Source organism: Candidatus Melainabacteria bacterium RIFOXYA2_FULL_32_9, assembly GCA_001784615.1.
In the GTDB taxonomy this organism is placed as follows: domain Bacteria; phylum Cyanobacteriota; class Vampirovibrionia; order Gastranaerophilales; family UBA9579; genus UBA9579.
The window spans coordinates 1-20,513 of record MFRQ01000169.1 but is presented as its reverse complement, the minus strand read 5'-3'; the positions used below and the strand labels follow the sequence as shown (position 1 = coordinate 20,513).

General features: G+C 32.6%; 19 protein-coding genes and 2 tRNA genes. 10 read left to right on the top strand and 11 right to left on the bottom strand.

What is annotated here, in order from left to right:
- Positions 1 to 207: 207 nt before the first annotated feature.
- Positions 208 to 672, top strand: a complete 465-nt coding sequence (locus tag A2255_09735) for a peptide-methionine (S)-S-oxide reductase (protein ID OGI16648.1) — start codon at positions 208 to 210, stop codon at positions 670 to 672.
- 1 nt (position 673) lies between these two features.
- Here A2255_09735 and A2255_09730 read toward each other — a convergent pair whose 3' ends face one another.
- Entirely contained in the window at positions 674 to 1,447 is a 774-nt protein-coding gene (locus A2255_09730; GenBank protein OGI16647.1) for a hypothetical protein, read from the bottom strand.
- Positions 1,448 to 1,899: 452 nt separating this feature from the next.
- On the opposite strand from A2255_09730, the gene A2255_09725 reads away from it, so the two are divergent.
- Positions 1,900 to 3,114 (top strand): hypothetical protein, encoded by a 1,215-nt coding sequence (locus A2255_09725; protein ID OGI16646.1) that lies wholly within the window; start codon positions 1,900 to 1,902, stop codon positions 3,112 to 3,114.
- Positions 3,115 to 3,147: 33 nt separating this feature from the next.
- Here the strand turns inward: A2255_09725 and A2255_09720 are convergent, their stop codons facing one another.
- The 3 genes from A2255_09720 to A2255_09710 form a co-directional block, all read right to left on the bottom strand.
- Entirely contained in the window at positions 3,148 to 4,782 is a 1,635-nt protein-coding gene (locus tag A2255_09720) for a hypothetical protein (GenBank protein OGI16645.1), read from the bottom strand.
- Between the two features lie 129 nt (positions 4,783 to 4,911).
- A tRNA-Leu gene (locus A2255_09715) sits at positions 4,912 to 4,985 on the bottom strand.
- Positions 4,986 to 4,994: 9 nt separating this feature from the next.
- Positions 4,995 to 5,082 (bottom strand) — tRNA-Ser (locus A2255_09710).
- Between the two features lie 219 nt (positions 5,083 to 5,301).
- On the opposite strand from A2255_09710, the gene A2255_09705 reads away from it, so the two are divergent.
- Entirely contained in the window at positions 5,302 to 6,471 is a 1,170-nt protein-coding gene (locus tag A2255_09705) for a phosphoglycerate kinase (protein ID OGI16644.1), read from the top strand.
- A 282-nt stretch (positions 6,472 to 6,753) separates the two neighbouring features.
- Positions 6,754 to 9,252 carry a hypothetical protein gene (locus tag A2255_09700; protein ID OGI16643.1) on the top strand — a complete coding sequence of 833 codons (2,499 nt, stop codon included), beginning with the start codon at positions 6,754 to 6,756 and terminating at the stop codon, positions 9,250 to 9,252.
- A gap of 78 nt (positions 9,253 to 9,330) precedes the next feature.
- On the opposite strand, the gene A2255_09695 is transcribed toward A2255_09700, so the two are convergent.
- From A2255_09695 to A2255_09670, 6 genes are all read right to left on the bottom strand, one after another.
- Positions 9,331 to 9,726 carry a hypothetical protein gene (locus A2255_09695; GenBank protein OGI16642.1) on the bottom strand — a complete coding sequence of 132 codons (396 nt, stop codon included), beginning with the start codon at positions 9,724 to 9,726 and terminating at the stop codon, positions 9,331 to 9,333.
- A 23-nt stretch (positions 9,727 to 9,749) separates the two neighbouring features.
- Positions 9,750 to 10,235, bottom strand: a complete 486-nt coding sequence (locus A2255_09690; protein ID OGI16641.1) for a hypothetical protein — start codon at positions 10,233 to 10,235, stop codon at positions 9,750 to 9,752.
- 17 nt (positions 10,236 to 10,252) lie between these two features.
- Positions 10,253 to 10,921: a hypothetical protein gene (locus tag A2255_09685; protein OGI16640.1), complete on the bottom strand. Its 669-nt coding sequence runs from the start codon at positions 10,919 to 10,921 to the stop codon at positions 10,253 to 10,255.
- 44 nt (positions 10,922 to 10,965) lie between these two features.
- Positions 10,966 to 12,063: a hypothetical protein gene (locus A2255_09680; GenBank protein OGI16639.1), complete on the bottom strand. Its 1,098-nt coding sequence runs from the start codon at positions 12,061 to 12,063 to the stop codon at positions 10,966 to 10,968.
- A gap of 114 nt (positions 12,064 to 12,177) precedes the next feature.
- Positions 12,178 to 12,972, bottom strand: coding sequence for a hypothetical protein (locus tag A2255_09675; protein OGI16638.1), 795 nt, complete (start codon positions 12,970 to 12,972; stop codon positions 12,178 to 12,180).
- A gap of 90 nt (positions 12,973 to 13,062) precedes the next feature.
- Positions 13,063 to 13,668 carry a hypothetical protein gene (locus A2255_09670; GenBank protein ID OGI16637.1) on the bottom strand — a complete coding sequence of 202 codons (606 nt, stop codon included), beginning with the start codon at positions 13,666 to 13,668 and terminating at the stop codon, positions 13,063 to 13,065.
- 169 nt (positions 13,669 to 13,837) lie between these two features.
- Here A2255_09670 and A2255_09665 point away from each other — a divergent pair, with 169 nt between their 5' ends.
- Complete coding sequence (locus tag A2255_09665) at positions 13,838 to 14,572, top strand: hypothetical protein (GenBank protein ID OGI16636.1); 735 nt, start codon at positions 13,838 to 13,840, stop codon at positions 14,570 to 14,572.
- On the opposite strand, the gene A2255_09660 is transcribed toward A2255_09665, so the two are convergent.
- Complete coding sequence (locus A2255_09660; GenBank protein OGI16635.1) at positions 14,573 to 15,466, bottom strand: hypothetical protein; 894 nt, start codon at positions 15,464 to 15,466, stop codon at positions 14,573 to 14,575.
- A 381-nt stretch (positions 15,467 to 15,847) separates the two neighbouring features.
- Here A2255_09660 and A2255_09655 point away from each other — a divergent pair, with 381 nt between their 5' ends.
- The 5 genes from A2255_09655 (at position 15,848) to A2255_09635 (ending at position 20,509) form a co-directional block, all read left to right on the top strand.
- Entirely contained in the window at positions 15,848 to 16,519 is a 672-nt protein-coding gene (locus tag A2255_09655) for a transcription antitermination factor NusB (GenBank protein ID OGI16634.1), read from the top strand.
- Between the two features lie 277 nt (positions 16,520 to 16,796).
- Complete coding sequence (locus A2255_09650) at positions 16,797 to 17,699, top strand: signal recognition particle-docking protein FtsY (GenBank protein ID OGI16650.1); 903 nt, start codon at positions 16,797 to 16,799, stop codon at positions 17,697 to 17,699.
- 21 nt (positions 17,700 to 17,720) lie between these two features.
- Entirely contained in the window at positions 17,721 to 19,097 is a 1,377-nt protein-coding gene (locus A2255_09645) for a signal recognition particle protein (GenBank protein OGI16633.1), read from the top strand.
- Positions 19,098 to 19,167: 70 nt separating this feature from the next.
- On the top strand, positions 19,168 to 19,608 hold the full coding sequence (locus A2255_09640) for a hypothetical protein (protein OGI16649.1): 441 nt from the start codon (positions 19,168 to 19,170) through the stop codon (positions 19,606 to 19,608).
- Between the two features lie 115 nt (positions 19,609 to 19,723).
- The gene (locus A2255_09635) at positions 19,724 to 20,509 is read left to right on the top strand and encodes a hypothetical protein (GenBank protein ID OGI16632.1); all 786 of its coding nucleotides are present in this window, start codon (positions 19,724 to 19,726) and stop codon (positions 20,507 to 20,509) included.
- The last annotated feature ends 4 nt before the right edge of the window (positions 20,510 to 20,513 follow it).

Below are 20,513 nucleotides of genomic sequence, written 5' to 3'. Positions count from 1 at the left end.
ATGCGCTTTATGAATATATTTGCTCATTATTTTATTTTATAACAAAACGCAGCAGAGCTGCGGGGAATTTACCCTAAGAGATTAAAAGTAGTGCTCCAACGATAACTGATAACTTTAAACTAAGTCCTACTGCTTCAAAGGCTTTAGTCGTTAACCTAAGTTAGGTAATAGATATTACCAAATTAAATTATAGAAGGAGGATTTTTTATGGAAAAAGCTACTTTTGCGGCAGGATGTTTTTGGGGTGTAGAGGAAAAATTTCGCTGTCTGGATGGAGTAGTTGAAACTACAGTAGGATATACAGGCGGAGATTATGAAAATCCGACATATGAAGATGTATGTTCCGGTAAAACAGGTCATGCCGAATCAATAGAGATAATATACGATCCAGCAGTTATTTCTTATGATGACCTGCTAAATGTGTTTTGGAATATGCATAATCCAACCACATTAAATGTGCAGGGGCCTGATATAGGCTCACAATACAGATCAGCAATATTTTTTCATAATCAAATTCAAGAATCTAAAGCCAAAGCATCAAAAGAACAATTACAACAATTAAAAAAATACAAGGGTGATATAGTTACAGAAATAACCCCGGCCAGAAAATTCTACCCGGCAGAAGAATATCACCAGGAATATCTTAAAAAACACAACCGAGGCAAATGCTAAATTATAGCTGACCTCGCATAAATTCAAGACTTTCCATAGTAGCCTCATAATCAGTAATTTCCAGGGAAAGATTTGGTGTAAGATTGTTTTCTTTTAGTGTTTCAAAAACTTCTTTAAAATCTATCGTTCCTTTTAACAAAGAATTATGATCATCAAGAACTTTATAATTATTATGTAAGTGCATATGATAAAGCCTATTACCCTCTTTTTCTATCCATTCTTTAACAGTCATATAAGTTTTATGGTTCACATGACCTGTATCAATACAAAGTTTTAGCTTTTCAGACTTTACCCTGTCAACTATTTTAATCAGTATTTCAGGTTTTCTTTCATCAGTATTCTCTAAAACTATAATTATGTCCGTTCCATCAAGTTTTTTTATAAAAGATTTCCAGAATTCAACCTGCTCATCAATAAACCATCCTGTTTCAGGCCATCTTCTGAATGCATCATAACCGGTATGAAATACAATAGTTTTAACATTCAGAATTATAGCAATTTCTACCGACTGACTATAGCGATAAATTGTAAATTCTCTTTTTTCAGGATTCTTAGATACAGGATTAACTTTTTGATAAGCGCCATGAAGGGCTAATTTGCCATTGAAACCCTTTAAGGCATCTTTATAAACAGGTAATAATGCATCCAAATTATCCAAATCACGATTTTTGACAAAGCCTTTAAGCTCAATGTTCAAGCCCTGCCTATTAGCTATATTAACAACTTCTTTTAAATCATCTTTAATTTTTGAGGAAATATAAACATCAAAATGCACAATTATCACCTTAAAATTCTATTTAGAGCCTATCCGAGAATTCAAAAAATGATGCTTCGAGATTGCCACGCAAGAATAATTGATGCTGGTTATTCACGACTCATGGCTCGCAATAACAGTGCGTATTATTGGAATGATCGGTGACTTAAAAGAGTGACTGTGTCACCTCGCAATGACAGCGGGGTATTATTGCAAAAGTTGCTGACCAAAGAAAGTGCGAAGCACCTCGCAATGACAGAAAAACTTATTTATTGGATAGGTTCTTAGTAGCCTTACTATATAATTCAGAAAACAATGTTTGCATATTTTATCATTTTAAACAACACAAATCAGTTGGTAAATAATCTAATTTATCAACATAAATATAGTTAAAATAAATATTTAAACCTGTGGGGATGTTAGTTAAGAATTATATATGCTTTAATACCTAGAAACTACTTGGGAGATAGAAAATGAGAATAATTATCAGCACTTTAAGCTTATTACTTATGTTTTTATTCATAACTAACCCAATTATGGCTCAAGTCCCAAACATCCCGCCCAGAGGACTATCAGCAACACAAATATATAAACAGGCTGCTCCTGCAACTGTAGTTATTCGTACTGATGACGACTCACAAGGCAGCGGAATTATTTTACATCCATCAGGAATAATATTAACTAATTTCCACGTAATTGAAGGGGCAAAAAAAGATATTACCGTTAAACTACAAGATGGCAAAACTTACAAAGTAACAGGAATTGGCACAGTTAACCCGTTATATGATTTTGCACTCATTAAAATAAACCCTCAAAGAAGTTTACCTATTGTACAAATGGGAAACTCTGAAAGACTTGAACCAGGAGAGGAAATCTTTGCTATAAGCACTCCTAAAGGATTAGAATTCTCTATTTCTGATGGAATCATAAGCCAGGTTAAATCTGATGTAATGTTCTGTCCAGATTGTATTCAATTTACCGCACCTGTTTCACCAGGATCAAGTGGAGGTGGATTATTCAATAATAGAGGTGAATTAGTAGGTATAATTGCTGCACGATTCCCCTCTGCAACTGTTCAAAATATCAATTTTGCTACACCAATCAATATAATTAAAAGCAATTTGAATAATCAAATTCGTAGTTTATCTAATTATTCCGGCTCAATAACATCTCTCTTACAAAGCATGTCAGATCCTGGATTATTAGGAATATACTATCTCAGGCATGATGAACCAGACCTTGCTATTGAGTTTTTTGAAAAATCAATTCCAAGACATAGTAGCGATCCAGAGCTTCAAGGTATAGAATCTGCAATTCTGGCAGAATTATATCTGGATAAATTTACCAGGGTTGGTGATACTTCTAACTTACAAAATGCAAAATCATACTTTAATAGAGCTATAAGTCTTGGGTTTAAAGAACCTGAAGTATATACAGGGCTAGGTATCACAGCTGTTTTATTAAACGATACGCAGAGTTATCGAATAGCATATAATGAACTCTTAAAAATAGACCCGGAACAAGCTCAAGAATTAAGCTTATTCCGAGAAAACATAGCCACTCTTGAAAAAGAATTTGAAGGAACCAGCTCAAAAACAGAAGCAAAAACTAGAGAAACCAAATTAAGAAGCAAAACTCTGGAAATATTCAACAATTCTTTTAATTTAAAAGAAAATGAGAAAAAATAATAAATACCAATATTAATCTTCATATCACTAAATTTAGCAAAAATATCTGCCTGCAAAATTAGTATTATAGAAGATATCATCCTCCAGATACTTCTTCCAGGTTTCTATTTGATAAGATTTCTCTTGAGATATCGAAGATTCACATACTCCTCTTCTTGATAATGATTCAAAATGATATAGTATGCAATGAGGGTTATAAAGATTATAATATCCAGCTTCTAACAGCTTAAAGCAAAAATCTGTATCATTACATTCAACAGCCAGGTTTTCATTAAGCCCACCTACTTCCAGGTATTTAGCTTTAGACACCATAATACAAGCACCTGTAAGACACATAAACTCTCTAATTAAACGATTATAATTTTTATAACCAGCTTTTCTCGAGTGGACTTTAATGTTAACGTGGCATAAATCCCCATTTCTTCTTTTTACCATGCCTACATGCTGAATTCTATTATTAGGATATAATAATTTTGCACCAACCACACCAACATGATCTAGTTGAGCTAATCCAAGAGAGCTTTCTATCCAATCAGGAGATATAACTTCAATATCATTGTTTAGTAAGACAATATATTCTCCCTCAGCAACATTGACAGCCATGTTATTCAGCTTTGAAAAGTTAAAATCCATATCAGCATCAATAACTTTATGCTTAATAATTTCCAAATAATCAAGTGTATCCTGATTTTGACTTCTATTATTGACTAAAATAATCTCATAATTTTTATACGTAGATTTTTGCTCTATACTATCTACACAATTCTTTAGAACATCTATTTTATCCCTAAAAGGGATTATAATAGACACTTTTGGATTATTTTCAGGCTTGAATTTAAGAATATTATAACTTTTAGGAGAATTTTTGAGAATCTCGGCATTTAAATTTCTCTGTATTAATTCAGCTTCAACAATTTTTTGAGTTGATGTATTTTTTAATTTCCTATAATTTCCATAAGATCTATGATACAGAATATCGGAAATCCTATGTATATTAAGTTTATCCCGTGTTATTTCAAGTATAAATTTGTATAACTCAGCTTGAGAAAGTTTATCTATGTTTTTTAACTTAGAAAAAATAGAACTTTGAACTTTTACAGTTAATAATGCATTAATATAATTATGACTCCACAATAAAAATGGAGCATATTGCGGCTTAAAATAAGCATTATACCTAAAACCCAGGAAATTTCTAATATCTTCATCACTATATATCAACTCTGTATCGGGGTATTTAGATATAGCACAAACAATTGAGCTCAAAGCATGATTTGAAATTAAATCTCCCTGCTCTACAAAGCAGATATGCGTACATTTTTTCTGATAAATCTCATCCAATATATTACTAAGATTGTCTAAAGCTATGAATACTGAATAATTCTTATAAATCTGCTTTTTTAGACTTCTTTCAAATTGTGCAAATTTCAACTTGCTAAATTTATCTTGATAAAAATAGATAATAGCAAACTTATGCTCGCTTGCTTCTACTATTTTATGCTGTCTTTTTCTATCTTTAATTAACCAGGATAAGTATGAAAAGCATCTAAAGAATCTAGAGCTGCTAAAATCAACAAGAGCGCCTTTTAAGATATGCTTGATAGACTTACTTGATTCTTTAAAGTCAGATATTTTACCTGCTTTTATATATTTAGTAATAATTTTCCACATTTACACTCGACGCACAAACCTTTATTATCCCAGTCTTGTAAGCTAAAGTTTAGCATACGCTAAAAAAGTTTTAAATTCTAACAGGGTTTAATTTTATTAATTTGTTATAAATATTTTGCAATAAAAAATTCCCCCTGAAAGGAGTCGAACCTTCAACAAGCCAGACCTGAACCGACCGCGTCTACCAATTGCGCCACAGAGGGATATTAAATAGGAGAAAGTGAGATTTGAACTCACGGTACGCTACTAACGTACGGTTGTTTTCAAGACAACTGCTTTAAACCACTCAGCCATTTCTCCTAATATCTTATTTTCAAACTCAATTCTATAGACGCATAAGTTTTTTAAATGATTCATATTTCAACCCTGATATAAGATAATCAAGAACCTTATATGTAAAATAAACCTCAACCAATGGCTATTTAATTAATTCAAAAATAAGCTAATAATAAATTTAAACTAATAATGATTATTCTAAGGTTTTATAACTAAACTCATAAACCTTAAGGGGATTGAATTATGAAAACTATAAAAGATGTCGACGTAAGGGATAAGAAAGTTCTTTTAAGAGAAGATTTTAATGTTCCCTTAAAAGATCACCATGTATCCAACAATTCAAGAATAAAAGCAGCTTTACCAACAATTAACTACTTAAGAGAACAAGGTGCAAAAGTAATTTTGATATCAGAATTAGGCAAGCCAGAAGGACAAACAATTACAGATTTCAGAATGAATCCTGTAGCTGAAGAACTTGAGAAATTATTAAAAACCCATATAGAGAGCATAGACGAAATATTCGGAGTAGATGCCAGAACCGCTATCTCCAATATGCATCCTGGAGATGTAATTTTACTTGAAAATCTTGGTTTTCATAAAGAAGAATACAAAAATGATGACTGGTTTGCTCACGGTTTAGCAAATCTTGCAGATATTTATGTAGATGATGATTTCAGAATAGCAAATGAAGAACATGCCTCCAATATTGCCATAACTAATCATATTCCAAGTTATGCAGGACTATTAATGGAAAAAGAGCTAGATCAAATAGTAAACTTTATCCTAAATATTGACCACCCTTTTGTGTTACTTATGGGAGGCAAAAATCCTGAATCTAAAATGCCTGTAATAGAAAGATTCATAGAAATTGCAGATTATATTTTAGTTGCAGGTGAGGTTGGCCTAACTTTCTTAAAAGCTCAAGGGCATGAAATCGGTAAAGCTAATATATCAGATACAGCTGTAGAAATGGCAAAACAACTAATGTGTGAATCTAAACTGGAAAGAAATCCAATAATATTACCCGATGATTTTCTGGTAGCAGAAGAAATAAGACCTGGTGCCTCTCATAATTTCGTTTCCAGAGAAAATATTCCAAAAGACTGGCACGTTGTAGATATAGGTCCTAGAACTTTTGAAGAATTTAATAAACTGATTTATGAAGCAAGAAGAGTAATCTGGAACGGTCCAGTGGGGGTAATTGAGATTGCAGATTTTGAGAATGGGAATAGATCAATAGCTCAAACTATAGCTAGCACTGATGCCTCAACGATGGTTGGTGGGATAGATACAGTAAACGCAATTTACAAATATGATAAAGCTTCTCACATTAACGTCGTCTCTACCGGAGGAATCTCATTTATCGATGTTTTACAGGCAAAAGATATTCCAGCAATAAGGGTTTTAGAATAAAACTTTGCCTTATCAATATTAATCCCACATCCCCCAATTTTAACGGTAAAGGTCAGAATATGAGGGTAATGTCATTGTTGTACAACAGAAATTTATTTGTCGGATAGGCTCTAAATTTGCTTTTCAGAATATTGTAAAATTTTGTTAAAATTTTTACTCAAGGGTGTTATTTTTTATTGTTAGTGTATTTTATACACCTAGTTCATATGCATAATAAAAATTTGAAATTATCTGGAAAAAGTGATTAAGAAGAGTCAAATTAGGGTGTAGAAGGAAAATATGATGTTAACTGAAGTTACCTACTTAAGGCCACAAGTAAGATTGTTGAATAATAAGAATTCTTTCAAGGAGATTGAGAAAAAGCAGGAAGAATTTTCATCATTTAATAAAAATGATCTCGCAAAACCAAGTGTAGAAAATTTAAAAGCTAACTTTATAACTTTTACTGGTGATAAATCTAATAAAGAAGACTCTAAACCATATGAAAAACCAGCTGAATTGTTAGCACTTAACCTTGCTAGCGGTCATCAAGTTAATCTTGTTTATAAAGAGGGTAGTGAACCTTCACTTGTTATTGACTCTTTTTCTAAAATGTTGACAGATGGAAAGTTTGAGAATATGGGCTTTTCACCAAATAAGACTTCAGTATGGGCACTAAATACAAGTAGATTAATCAACGAAAATAGAGATTTTCGTGGAGAATTAACAATTAAGGCGAATGAAGCTAAGAAAAGAGGAGGAAAATTAATTGTATTTATACAGGATTTTCCAGAATTTTTAGCACAACAAAAAGTTTATCCGCCATTAATAAATAAGCCTGTTCCTCCATTTATATTGTTTGAAGATCCACGCTTAGAAAACGTAAAATTTGTAGGTATTACATCAGAAGAATCTTATGAAGAATATACCGATAAAAAAAATCCTTATCGTAGATCAGAAGATAATTTATGGCTAAAACATTTTAAAAAGGTTGCTCTTTCAGCTCCTAGTCCTGAAGAAACTAAAGAAATGCTCAAAGAACCTAAATGTATAAAAGATTTTCTTTCTGATGATTTAAAGCATATTAAATTTAGTGATGAAGCCATAGATACCGCAGTTGATTTAACTGTAACAGTATCAGGAGAATTTCCTGATAAAGCTATGAAGCTTTTAAGATTAGCTATTGCAAATAAAGCAAATAAAGGCTCTGGTTATATTGATTTCATTGATAAAAAAGATATTGAAGATGTGTATAAGACATATCCTGAATTGCTCGAATTTGCAAAGTCTAAATCGGGTGCATTTCAAGTAATCCATAATTCAAAAGTCAGACTATCAGATGTAGGTGGAATTGGTCCAATAAAAAGAGAGATAAAAGAAGATCTATTGGATTATATGAATGATCCTAAAAAATTACAAAGTGGTGATATGCCTAAAGGTGTTTTACTATATGGTACTCCCGGAACTGGTAAAACTTTACTTGCAAAAGCTGTAGCAGGTGAGGCAGGTGTGCCTTTTGTTGCTACATCAGGTAGTGAATTTATTGAGAAATATGTTGGTGTAGGCGCCCAAAGAGTAAGAGAAGTATTTGATCTTGCTGTAAACGAGGCTAGAAAAAATAGTAAAAAAACAGCTATTGTCTTTATAGATGAGATTGATGCTTTTGCTAAAAAGCGTGGATCTGATAATTCCGGTGGTTCAAGTGAGACAACTCAAACATTAGATCAATTACTAGCAGAAATGGACGGTATATCGAATCATAGTGATGTCAATATAATAGTAATGGCAGCTACTAATCATAAAGATATGCTTGATGATGCACTGACAAGACCGGGCAGATTTGACCTTCAATTCAATATCCCTAATCCATCAAGGAATAAAAAAGCAAGACGAGAAATATTGGAAATACATGCTAAAAATAAACCTTTTAAAAATGAAGAGGAAAAACAAAGAATTCTTAATTTGGCTACTGAGACAACAGAAGGTTTTTCAGGTGCAGAGTTAGCTGACTTAATGAAAAGAGGGAAGAGAATGGTTGATAAACCAGATAGAACAATCCCATATATAACTGAGTCTGATATACAGGAAGCTAAGTTACAACTAAAATTTGGATTAATAAAAGAATATGATGATCCAGAGTGGTCTGCAGACAGGACTAAAAAACATGAATTAGGACACGCTGTATCAAATCTTAATATGAACCAAGCAATGCTTGAGCCTTGGAATAAGCCTGTTTCGGATATTGATTTAATCACATTTGAACCAAGAGGCGGTTTTTTAGGTGCAGTTACTCTTAAGCCTGGGGAAAATACTCAATATACATTTGATTCTGTAATTGCAGACATTGTATCTGCCTATGGTGGTTATATAACTGAGAAAGCCTATTATGGTACTAATAGTGTTGGAGTTAGTCAAGATTTGGATAGTGCTACTGGACTAGCATACAGAGCTATAACAGAGTGGGGGCTTGGGCCAAATACTGGAGTTAAATCAATTGGAAATAATAAGTTGCTTGAAAAAATTTATGAATCTAAAGTAGAAAAAGATATTGATCTGTTTACTACTACAGCAGTTGCAGTAACGGAAAAAATAATTAAATTTAATAAAGGCTTTATAGATTTTCTTTTAGAAGATAGCAAAACTGGTAAGATTAAACAAAATCTTTCCGGTGAGGAATTCAAGCAGACTTATGATAAGTGGATTAAAGAAAATGGGAAAGAAAAGGAATTATCCAATCTCCATAGAGAAATAAGAGAAACTATTGAGAATGCACAACGAGGAAAACTTCCTATAGAAATTTAATTCAACTGAAATTGAATCTATCAATTTATAAAAGAATCCTACTCAAATGAGTAGGATTCTTTTATAAATCTTTAAAAATTATTTTTCAGCAACTGAAATGTTTGTTACACCAGCCGTTCTTGCGGCATCCATAACTGTAACAACCGCACCATGAGTTGCATTACTTGCTGCTTGAATTAACAAGCCTTCTTTCTTTTCTTTTGAAGCTTCTTGAATGGCAAATATTAATTCATTAGCCGTAATAGGCTTTTCATCCATAGTATATGCACCGTTATCAGCAACATCAATTGTAATAAGTTTAGCTTCTTTCGGTTTTTCCTTGACTTCCTGATTATTTGGAACAATTAGATTTAATCCTTGCTGGTCTAATAATGGTGCTATAACCATCATTATTATTAACAATACAAGAAAAATATCTGTTAAAGGTGTAATGTTAATATCATTAAATTCTTTTTTGTTTTTTGAGGTTGACATACCTATAAGACCTATCTAATTATTTACTCAATTGTTTCTGGTTCTTGACCCACAGGGATTTCACTATTTGCAGCATTGCCTTGAAGTTCTTTTTGCTGTTTTTTAGATAGTGGTTCACCTGCTACAGTCAGCTTCTCATATCCAGCAGCTTGTGCTGCTCTCATGACTTTCATTATTTCCTTATTTTTTGTAGATGTATCAGCTTTTACCACAACATTTTTTTCTTTTGCTTTATTTACAAGTTTAGTTAATTCAGCTTCCAGGTTAACAGGATCGATAGCATTGCCGTCTATAAAAAACTGAGCATTTTTTGTGATGGCTACAGTTACCTTATTTTCATCAACACTTAATCCACTATTGATTTGTGGCATTGTAATGTCTTTATCAATAGCCTGAAACATAGGTGCTATAACCATCATAATAATTAACAAAACTAAAAATATGTCTGTTAATGGGGTTATATTAATATCATTGAATTCTTTTTTGTATGATGATGTAGATATTCCCATTTATAATTTATCCTATATTAATATTGTGGATGTGGTTGCATTTTGCGAATAGTAGCCTCTTTTTCTGCTTCTTCTTGTTCTTCACCATCTGCAAAGCTCAGGAATAGAAGTTTTAAGAGTTGGAAATCATCTTCATATCTTCTAACAACTGTCTGGAAGGAGTTATAAAGAATTACCGCAATAATAGCAACACCTAAACCAAATGCTGTTGCGATAAGTGCAGATCCAATACCCATAGCTACTGCTGCACTCTGGTTACCTTGAGCAGCTAAATCCTGGAAGGTGTATAAAATCCTGACAACTGTACCGAATAATCCTAAGAATGGCGCTACACCACCGATAGTTCCCAAAATTGTTATATGTTTTTCTAATTTTCTTGTTGCAAGGTTTGCAGTAATATCAAATGATCTTGAAAAGTCTTTTTTCTGCTCAGCAAGAACACGTACACCCTCTTCTGCAACTTCTCCTATAATTCCACCTAGCTGAGCACTGAGATTTTGTGCTCCATCAAGGTTATTTTTTTGAAGTTCTTTTTGTAATCTGTGAATAAATTGCACAACATCTCTTTTATTTTCTTTATAGAAAGAAAACCTGTTAATTGCTACTGCAACAACTAGAACAGAGGATACTAATATTGGGAAAAGTATTGCCCAGTCTTGTTTAAGTGAATGAATTAATAATTCCATTATGCTACCTCGCTTATTTAACTACTTAATATTATATTCTTATTTTAATGTCTGCCACCACTGATTCCAAAAACGTTATAATCAAAAGTGAATTGTATATCAACGGAATTTTCTCTATATTCGGGAGGTAAAGGTTTAAAAGGCGCTGTTAATTGTACTGCAGATACTGCAGCTTGGTCTGTCTCTCGATTTCCTGATGAGTTAAGAACGCTTAATGATAATAATCTTCCATCTTTGCTAACTTTAAATAGTATTACTACTCTTTTACTTTCATTACCTCTTGGAGGATTCCAATTACGTTTAATTCTTCTTTGCAATTCTCTCATATAGGGACCAAAATCCGGCTCTTTAATGGCATCAATTCCAGGACTGCCATAAGGATTTCCAGGACTTGGATTTCCAGCATTGCCACTTCCCTGAGAACGACCACTATTATAACGTCCTTGACTTGAGCTGCCAGTGCCACCGCTTGACATAACGGGTGCTGGCGACGATGAGGGAGAAGAGCTTCCTATTGGGCCGCTGGTAACAGGTCCGCCACTGGAGGGAGAAATAGCTTTAGGCGCTTTAGCAGCTGGAACGGGTATAGAAAATATATTTGGACGTGCAAGGTTAGGTTTTGGTGCACTTTGCTGTGGAACAGGTCTTGGAGGAACAGGAGTATCCATTTGCTGTTGGCTGGATTTGCTAGATTTTCTAGGTTGAATAGCCTTTTGAGGTGGAGCACTTGGTGCACTTGCACTTTGTGGAGTGCTTTTAGGTGCACTTGGTTCCGGTTCTGAAATAGGCTTATTCGGATCATGTTTTCCGCCAGCCCTTGAATTTCTGTCAGCTCTAAATTTTGTATTAGGATCTAAAGGTTTTTGATCTGGTTTATTAACTAGAACAAATTCTATATCTCGTATTTTAGGCTGTGGACGATCAAATAATGGCAATGTTATACCTAAAATTGCCAGGAGAAGTATGAGTAATTTAAATAATAACCACAATAGGCCTATTATAGCAGGATGTGCAACAGCTGAAATGACCAAAGCTTTTTCAAGAGAAATCTCTTTGGGTTCATTCCTTACTACTGCTGGTATACTACTATAGTTATTATCACCTGTTTCGGATTTTTCTTCTCTCGTCCCCAATGTGTTCATCAATTTTTCCTGTTTAATGCTAAATTACTTACTATTTCTCGGCTACTTGCTAATTAACTATAGTCTAGCATGATCTGGAAAATATGAGCAATTAATCAGTTTGATATTATCTGATTAATAATGATATGAATTTCCTGTATCTTCTAAATCCTGATCAAGTACAATGTCTATTCTTGTATTTCCAGGTATTACAGCTTCTATGCCTCTGGTCGCAAATGTACTTAGTAGGCCAGCACCACTTCCTATAGCTGTACCAGACCATGCACCTGTTCCAGGCTTGCCGGTAATGCCACCCAGCGCAACGCCTGCAATCGCACCACCTGCTGCTCCTATAGCTGTATTTTTTGCAGCTCTTGTTAATGTAGTCACAGATGTGCCGCCATACACAATACCTGTACCATCTTCAGTTGCAATTTTACCAGAAATAGGGTATCTTTTGCCATTTGGTGTAGTTGCTGTATTGAAACGTATATTTAATTTGCCGTTTTTACCCATTCTACCAGCTTTCTCTGCGTCAACTACTCTGCCTTCAACTCTAGTTCCTGCTGGTAATATAACTGAACCACCTGATGAAATATCTGCATTAAGCATAGCTGTAACTGTATCACCTGTGCGAGCATATTCGCTGCTTATTGGGCTTGATATTGCAGCATTAAGCTCAGCACCTCTTGGTAAAACTATTCTGCCTTGTAAAGGTGGTATGTAATTTGATTGGTAATTTTGTTGTTGATATGCAGGCTGATAGGTTGGAGTATTTACCTGGCTATATCCTTGATTGTATCCCTGATTATAATTTGATCCATAGTTATAATTACTTTGATATCCTTGTGCTAATACAGGAGTTAAACAATTAATTACAAATGCACCAGTTAAAATACCTACTGCAACTAATTTTGTTCTATTTCTCATCTGAATCTCCTTTTTACCTAGTTAAGTAAGGTAAACCTATTACTCGCTTTTAATTACTTATGATACCATAATACGATCAAACTGCATATATCAATAATCTTTAATGATATTAATTTTTAATTCTTTATCTAGTACAAGTATCCATTCTGATCCTGTTAGTATTTCAGTATCTTTTCCCATTTTTCTTGGGCCATCAGGTATTAGTTGTACAACGCTACCAATTCCCAATATTGAATGAGGAACTTTTTTATAGCCGACACGATCTGTGAATTCACCGCCAAATACGCCTGTTCCGTCTTTAGTCCAGACGTGTGCCAGTATATTTAACTCTTGGTTATCAGGTAATTTTAGAGAATTAAAGACTATCTCAAAAAAACCGTTTTTTCCTTGTTGAGCTCTTCCGAGCCTTATGATACTACCTATAAGCTTTGAATCTTTAGGTATACATATAACATCTCCTATTTGTATGTCAACGGGTATAATTAATTCTACTTTATCATTCACATTATTATATGCAGTTGAAAGATTATGGGGTAAAATTCCTTTAAACATCGTTCCTGCTGGAAAATTTACATTGTATGTATCATCTAAAGAATTGTCAGCTCTTGCATGTGAATTAATAGATAAAATAAAGAGAAGTATAGGAATAAATATTATGAAAAAAAGGTATTTTTTAAATTTGTCTGATTGTTTCACTTGATAATTCCTTGCTATTCCAAATATTCATAAATAAGTATATAATTTAAAATACTTTTTTAGAAGATTTATTTGCTTGAAATGATTTAAAACATCTTTTAATCATTTTAGTGTATCCAATAATCTTAAACGTTAAATATATATAAAAGGTTCAATTTTTATAAGAAAAATGAAGAAAAATTTTTTAAATGTTATTTTTGTAAAATTCATTATTAGCTTGTTTTTTTTATTCCAATTGCCTGGTCTTGCATATAATAGTGCTTTCCAGGCTGGTATTGATGCTTATAATATGTATAATTATCCTCTTGCAGAACAATATTTCAGAAAAGCACTTATGAATGAGCCTAATAAATCTACTATTAGATATTATCTGGCAATAACACTTGTGAAAAATAAAAAAGTTAAAGAAGCTCAGTCAGAATATATGGCAATAATTGATGCAGAGCCAAATTCAGAGGCTGCTTATAAAGCTGTTCAGGGGTTAAAATTAATTGGTGTTCCATATAATAAAACTTCTAAAAGAGTTGTTCTGAACATAAATGATAGTAATTCAGCATTAGTCGTCAAGGATGTAGTGATTAATAGCAAGTTAGGGGCAAACTTTATTCTTGATACTGGCGCTACGTATACGACAATATCTTATAACTTAGCTAGAAATCTTGGCTTATTAAGAAGTGATTTGCCTAGAGTAAGTGTAATGACAGCTAATGGAAGAATTAATGCTCCTAAGGTTGTTTTAAATAGTGTTGAAATTGATGGTTTAGTAGCTAGAAATGTTGAAGTGATGATTCTTGATATTGGTGCATCTAAAGATATTTCTGGCTTATTAGGCTTAAATTTTATTCAAAAGTTTAAACTTACGATAGATAAGAAAAATGGGCAATTAATACTTGAAACCCCGTAATTATTTTTTGATTATTAATACTGAAATTGGTGAATATTCGTAAACTCTTGAACTAACACTTCCTATGAGCCAATCTGATATATTGGTTTTCCCGTGTGCTCCTACAACTATTAGTTTTGAATTATTTTTTTTTGCTTCACTAATTATGGTTGAAGCAGTATTTCCACTTATATGATATTTTTTACCTATTGTTAATGCTTGTTTTGCAATATTTATAGCTGTTCCTCTAATAATTTCTTTGGATACTAGCTCTGACTCTTCTATTATTCTTGAAATATCAGTGTAAATGTAAGCATCTGTTGGAATAACTTCTTGAATTGGTGTAGTTACATTTAATATATTAATGATGGCTCTTTTTTTATCAAGGAATTTACCTACATTGTTAGATGCATATTCCGAGTATTCTGAGCTATCTGCTGCAAATAGTACTGAATAATTTTCTCCATCTTCAATATTTGATAACTCTGTAGGCTTAATTACAAGAACAGAAGCTTTACTCAGTCTTGAAACTTTATAACTTACACTCCCTAGAAAGAATCTTTGTACTGTATGTTTATTATGTGAACCTAATACTATTAAATCATAGTTCTCTTGTTTAGCTAGATTTAATATATTGTCTCCTGCGTTTCCCTCTTTATACAAGAAACCTTTATAATTATAGCCTTCTTGTTCAAGATAATTTTCGATATAAGCAAAGTCTGCTTTTTCTGCTTCGTGTTCAATGAATTTTTGAGGAGAATTTATGAAATAATATTCTTCTGCAACTGAGGTTTCAAGTACATTCAATAGAGTGATTTCTGAATTATTTTTATCAATAATATTACAGGCTGTATGGACAATTATTTTTGCTAAGTTAGGTTCATCTATTGCAATTAGAACCTTGATTTTATTCATTTTAAACTCCTTATTTTTTAAGAATTATATTAGTCAATTCGGTGATTAACCAGCTACAGCAAGATAATTTTTAGTATTAACAAATGTGGCTAGCACTCTACTTCAAAAATTACATTAATAGCCGATAAAATTGTTAAATTTATTTTTAAAGACCGGATAAATGTATAAATTTAATTTTCAAAATGTGTCATTATTTTATTGTAGCTGTTTATTTATCTTAGTTATTTTACTTACTTTCAACCGTAATTATAGAAAATAGCATTTAATAAATTTGTACAACTGTATAGTAATATTGGTTTGAATATTATCACTTTAAAAAATATCTTATTTATGTCTTAATAACAGAAGTTAGGTAGTATTTATGTAAAGAGGTAAGATCAGGTGAAAGCTAGAAGAGCTGCTAGAGAATTGGCCCTTTTGGCATTTTCTCAATTAAGCAAGGATATTGAAACCTTAAAAGATAAAGAGTTAGAAGAAATAGTCGTTTTATCTGTTAGAACACTTGTGAATAATGCAGAAAATGAGTTAAAAAAAACGTTAAGTGCGCTCTTTGATACAAGAGAGTTTATAGAAAACTATGAAATTGATCATCAGGAAAATATAAAACGTCCAGTTGAAGCTCCTGTGCTTCCTGTTCCAATTCCTTTAACTTCTGATATGGTAGGAAGAATTGATACAGTAATTGATGCGATAGATAAAACTTTCTCAGCGACAGAAATAGTAGAATTATCTTCTTTGGCTAACCAGGAAGAAGTTAAAGAATACATAATAAGACTAGTGAAAATTTATGTTGAAAATAAGAAAGAAGTAGATGACCAGATAAGCAAATGTGCAAAAGGCTGGAATATTGAGAGATTAGTTAGAATAGACAGAGATATTTTAAGGATTGCTATAGTTGAATTATTATATTTCGCTGATATACCGTTAAGTGTATCCATTGATGAGGCTGTTGAACTTGCTAAAAAATATAGCACAGAAGAAAGTTCAAGCTTTATAAATGGTATTTTAAGGCAGGTAGTTGAGGAAAATAAATTATACGGCCAAAAAAGTTAGGTGATATCTATCACTCAACTTAAGTCAACGGCTAAAGACTTTAAGTAATTAGACTCAGTTAAAAGCTATAAGTTTACGTTAGAGTACTATTAAAGTTAATAATTAGGGATATTTTATGGTATTTGATATATTTAAGAAGTTTGTTGGACAAGGAGAAAATAAGGAGAAGCAGGATACTAATGTTTCTGAAGTTACTGAACAGGTAAATGCGGAGCAGGGTATTCAAGCACATTCTGACCCAATTGAAAATAATGAAACAAAGAGAAATTTATTCGGTATCTCTTTTTCAAACCTAAAACAGGCTATTTCAAAAACTAGCGAGTCCCTGGTTGATAATGTTTTATCTTTAACACAGGGTAAACAGGAAATTGATGATGATTTATTAGATGAAATGGAAGAAGCACTTATAAAAGCTGATTTAGGTATTGATACTAGTGTTGATATTATTGAAAAATTAAGAGCGAATAAAAATAAAATCAGACCTGACAGAATTGGAGAGTTTTTGAGAAACGAATTTACGCAGGTTCTTGGTACCACCAATTCTAATAGTCTCAATATTAAGAATAATCAATTAAATATATTCCTTATAACCGGAGTTAATGGAGCAGGAAAGACAACTCTTATTGGTAAATTAGCATATAGATTTAATATGCAGGGTAAGAAAGTTATTGTTGCTGCTGGAGATACTTTTAGAGCTGCTGCTGAAGATCAACTTGAAATATGGACTAATAGAGCAGGAGCAGAAATAGTTAGACGTGATGGTGCTGATCCGGCTTCTGTTGTATTTGATGCAATTAATCAGGCTAAAGAGCAAAATGCTGATATATTGTTGATTGATACAGCAGGAAGATTGCAAAATAAATTTAACTTAATGGAAGAACTAAATAAAATAAAAAGAGTCATAGATAGAGAGGCGCCTGAATGTTTATCCGAGTCTTTATTGGTTTTGGATGCTACTACAGGACAAAATGGATTAAAGCAGGCAGAAGTATTTAATGAAGCTGTTCAATTAACTTCTGTAGCGCTTACAAAATTGGACGGAACTGCAAAAGGTGGTATAGTTATAGCCATTGCTAAAGAATTTAGTCTACCAGTTAAGTTAATTGGAGTTGGAGAGAAACTTGAAGACTTAAAAGACTTTAATCCTAATGATTTTGTTAATGCCTTATTTGAGAAATAAAATAATACCGGAGTATATAATATGTTTGAAGCCTTATCAGATCGCTTGCAAGAAGCTGTAAAAAATGCGTCAGGACAAGGAACGCTTACAGAAGATAATATAACTGAAGCTCTTAGAGAAGTCAGAAGAGCTTTATTAGAGGCTGATGTTAGTTTAAAAATTGTAAAAGCTTTTATCTCAAAAATAAAAGATAGAGCCCATGGTGAGGAAGTTCTAAAAAGTCTTACCCCTGGTCAACAGCTCGTTAAAGTTGTATATGATGAACTTGTAGAGCTTTTGGGTGGTGAACATAAGCCTATTTCTACAGAAGGTAAGCCAAATATTATAATGCTGTTTGGTTTGCAGGGGTCTGGTAAAACAACCAGTGCTGCAAAATTAGCTGTAAGAATTAGAAAAAATGGTCGAAATCCTCTTTTAGTTGCAGCTGACGTATATAGACCGGCAGCTATAAAACAGCTCCAATCTTTGGGAAAACAAATTAATGCACCTGTTTATGCTGTCGAAGACAGTACTGATGTTCGCTCAATTGTCTCATCAGCAATAGACTATGCAAAAGAGAATGGACATAACACCGTAATTGTTGATACAGCAGGCAGATTGCAAATTGATACTGAACTTATGGCTGAACTTGTTATTCTCGACAGATTATTCACTCCGGCTGAAAAGCTGTTAGTAATAGATTCGATGACTGGTCAGGCAGCTGTTGGAGTTGCTGAAACATTTAATGAGCAATTGGGAATTACTGGTATTGTTTTAACCAAGCTTGATGGTGATGCAAGAGGCGGTGCAGCTTTAAGTGTGGTCCATGCTACTGGAAAACCAATTAAGTTCGCAGGCATGGGAGAAAAGCTTGATGCTTTAGAACCATTTTATCCAGATAGAATGGCTCAAAGAATTCTTGGCATGGGAGATGTGCTGAGTTTAATTGAGAAAGCTCAGGAAAGTTTTGACGTTGAGTCAGCTAAAGAACTTGAAAGAAAAATGAGAACAAAAGAGTTTTCTCTTGAAGATTTTATGAAAATTCAAAAGCAAATGAAAATGCTTGGTTCTTTAGATCAAATTTTAGGAATGTTGCCGATTCCAGGCATGTCAAAAACTGATAGAGAACAGATAGCGCATGTTGGAGAAAAACAGCTCAAGAGAATTGAAGCCTGTGTAAATAGTATGACTCTTGGTGAAAGACGTAATCCTGATATTATAAATCCAAACAGGAAAAGAAGAATCGCTAAAGGCAGCGGTATTCCTGTAGATGAGATCAATAGATTCTTAAAAGAATTTGAGAATATGCGCAAAATGATGAAAAAAATGACGGATATGACCAAGACTATGAAGGGTAATCCTAATAAAATGATGCATAAATTACCTCCAGGATTAAGAGGAAAATTCCCGCCATTTTAAAATTAGGGTCTTGATAATGAATTTAATTTATTATAATGAGTTTGCTTATGAGCTTTTAGAAAGACTCCTTGTGGCGTCCTTTAAGGGAAAACTTGTTTATATAGGTATAAATGAGAATAATATTAATGATGTTGCCTGTATGACCAGCTTAAAGGTTAAAAAAGATATTAATTCAAATAAAGAAGCAATATCACAAATTAAAGAATACCTTGCTAGAGAAAGAAAAACTTTCAATATAGAAACTGAATTTTTAATTGGTAGTGAATTTCAAAGAAAAGTATGGAATGAACTTGCAAAAATCCCTTATGGAAAAACTATAAGCTATAAACAACTGGCTAATAATATTGGAAATCCTAATGCTTCGAGGGCTGTTGGTAATGCTAATTCAAAAAATCCTATTCCTGTTATTTTTCCTTGTCACAGAGTAATAAATTCTGATGGTGGCCTTGGAGGATTTTCTGGTGGAGTAAAAATAAAGGAATTTTTATTGAATCTGGAATTTGCTAATTAATGGATTGGTACAATAATTTTGAGAGGCAAAGCAATAGTATAAACATGTGGCTATTTTGATCTTTCTGGATAGTTAGTATTTTATTATTTAAGTGATGCATAATAGGGATTTATTTATGCAGTGTAAAAATTGTGGAGCGAGTAACTCACCTAATTCCAGATTTTGCATAAGATGTGGTAAAGGATTAGTAGAGTTAAGTAGCGACTATGAATATTGTCCAAATTGCAATAGCCCGCTTCTTCATCCTGATAAACCATGCCCTTATTGCTCAAATGCTCAAAATTATGCAGAACAGATTTTTTGTGCTGGCTGCAAAATTAGTTTGAATAAAGGCGTTTTTTCCTCAAATATAAAGAGATTAAATGAATTTGAGCGAGTTTTATTAAAGCTCAATAATTCTAATGTATTTTGTGAAAAGTGTATTCAGGAACAAAAAAATAAGGCTTCAGATAAATTAAAGACTTTAAAAAATAGATTTGAGACTTATATAAATAATATTCCTGTTTTATCAGTAGAAAATCCATTAAATTTAACAATAGTAAAATATTACGGAATAGTTAGCTCCCAATCAATTGTTAAAATTGAAACTATTAGGGAATTTAGCAATGATAAAAATATTTGGAACGGTCTTACCAATGATTTCGAATATAAATTGAGTCTTGGAGAAAGATCATGCCTTCTGTCTTTAAAAAAAGAGACTCTCAGGCATGATGCAAATGCAGTTATTAAATGTGATATTAATTATGCAGAGTTAGGTAATTCAAATCATATGTTTTTAGTGGGCATGATGGGAACAGCGGTAGTTATTGAAGAGTTTGAAATTCTAACAGAGCATGAGCAAAGCGTTTATAACTATATAAACGATAATAAATTTGATTTAGAGAAAATTTATAGAAAATAGTTAT

Excerpts from the sequence above, each read along its gene's own strand:
- A2255_09690 (OGI16641.1), bottom strand. The coding sequence starts at position 10,235 with ATGGGAATATCTACATCATCATACAAAAAAGAATTCAATGATATTAAT.
- A2255_09695 (OGI16642.1), bottom strand. The coding sequence starts at position 9,726 with ATGTCAACCTCAAAAAACAAAAAAGAATTTAATGATATTAACATTACA.
- A2255_09635 (OGI16632.1), top strand. The coding sequence starts at position 19,724 with ATGCAGTGTAAAAATTGTGGAGCGAGTAACTCACCTAATTCCAGATTT.
- A2255_09725 (OGI16646.1), top strand. The coding sequence starts at position 1,900 with ATGAGAATAATTATCAGCACTTTAAGCTTATTACTTATGTTTTTATTC.
- A2255_09700 (OGI16643.1), top strand. The coding sequence starts at position 6,754 with ATGTTAACTGAAGTTACCTACTTAAGGCCACAAGTAAGATTGTTGAAT.
- A2255_09660 (OGI16635.1), bottom strand. The coding sequence starts at position 15,466 with ATGAATAAAATCAAGGTTCTAATTGCAATAGATGAACCTAACTTAGCA.
- A2255_09705 (OGI16644.1), top strand. The coding sequence starts at position 5,302 with ATGAAAACTATAAAAGATGTCGACGTAAGGGATAAGAAAGTTCTTTTA.
- A2255_09680 (OGI16639.1), bottom strand. The coding sequence starts at position 12,063 with ATGAACACATTGGGGACGAGAGAAGAAAAATCCGAAACAGGTGATAAT.
- A2255_09735 (OGI16648.1), top strand. The coding sequence starts at position 208 with ATGGAAAAAGCTACTTTTGCGGCAGGATGTTTTTGGGGTGTAGAGGAA.
- A2255_09720 (OGI16645.1), bottom strand. The coding sequence starts at position 4,782 with ATGTGGAAAATTATTACTAAATATATAAAAGCAGGTAAAATATCTGAC.
- A2255_09665 (OGI16636.1), top strand. The coding sequence starts at position 13,838 with ATGAAGAAAAATTTTTTAAATGTTATTTTTGTAAAATTCATTATTAGC.
- A2255_09675 (OGI16638.1), bottom strand. The coding sequence starts at position 12,972 with ATGAGAAATAGAACAAAATTAGTTGCAGTAGGTATTTTAACTGGTGCA.
- A2255_09685 (OGI16640.1), bottom strand. The coding sequence starts at position 10,921 with ATGGAATTATTAATTCATTCACTTAAACAAGACTGGGCAATACTTTTC.
- A2255_09645 (OGI16633.1), top strand. The coding sequence starts at position 17,721 with ATGTTTGAAGCCTTATCAGATCGCTTGCAAGAAGCTGTAAAAAATGCG.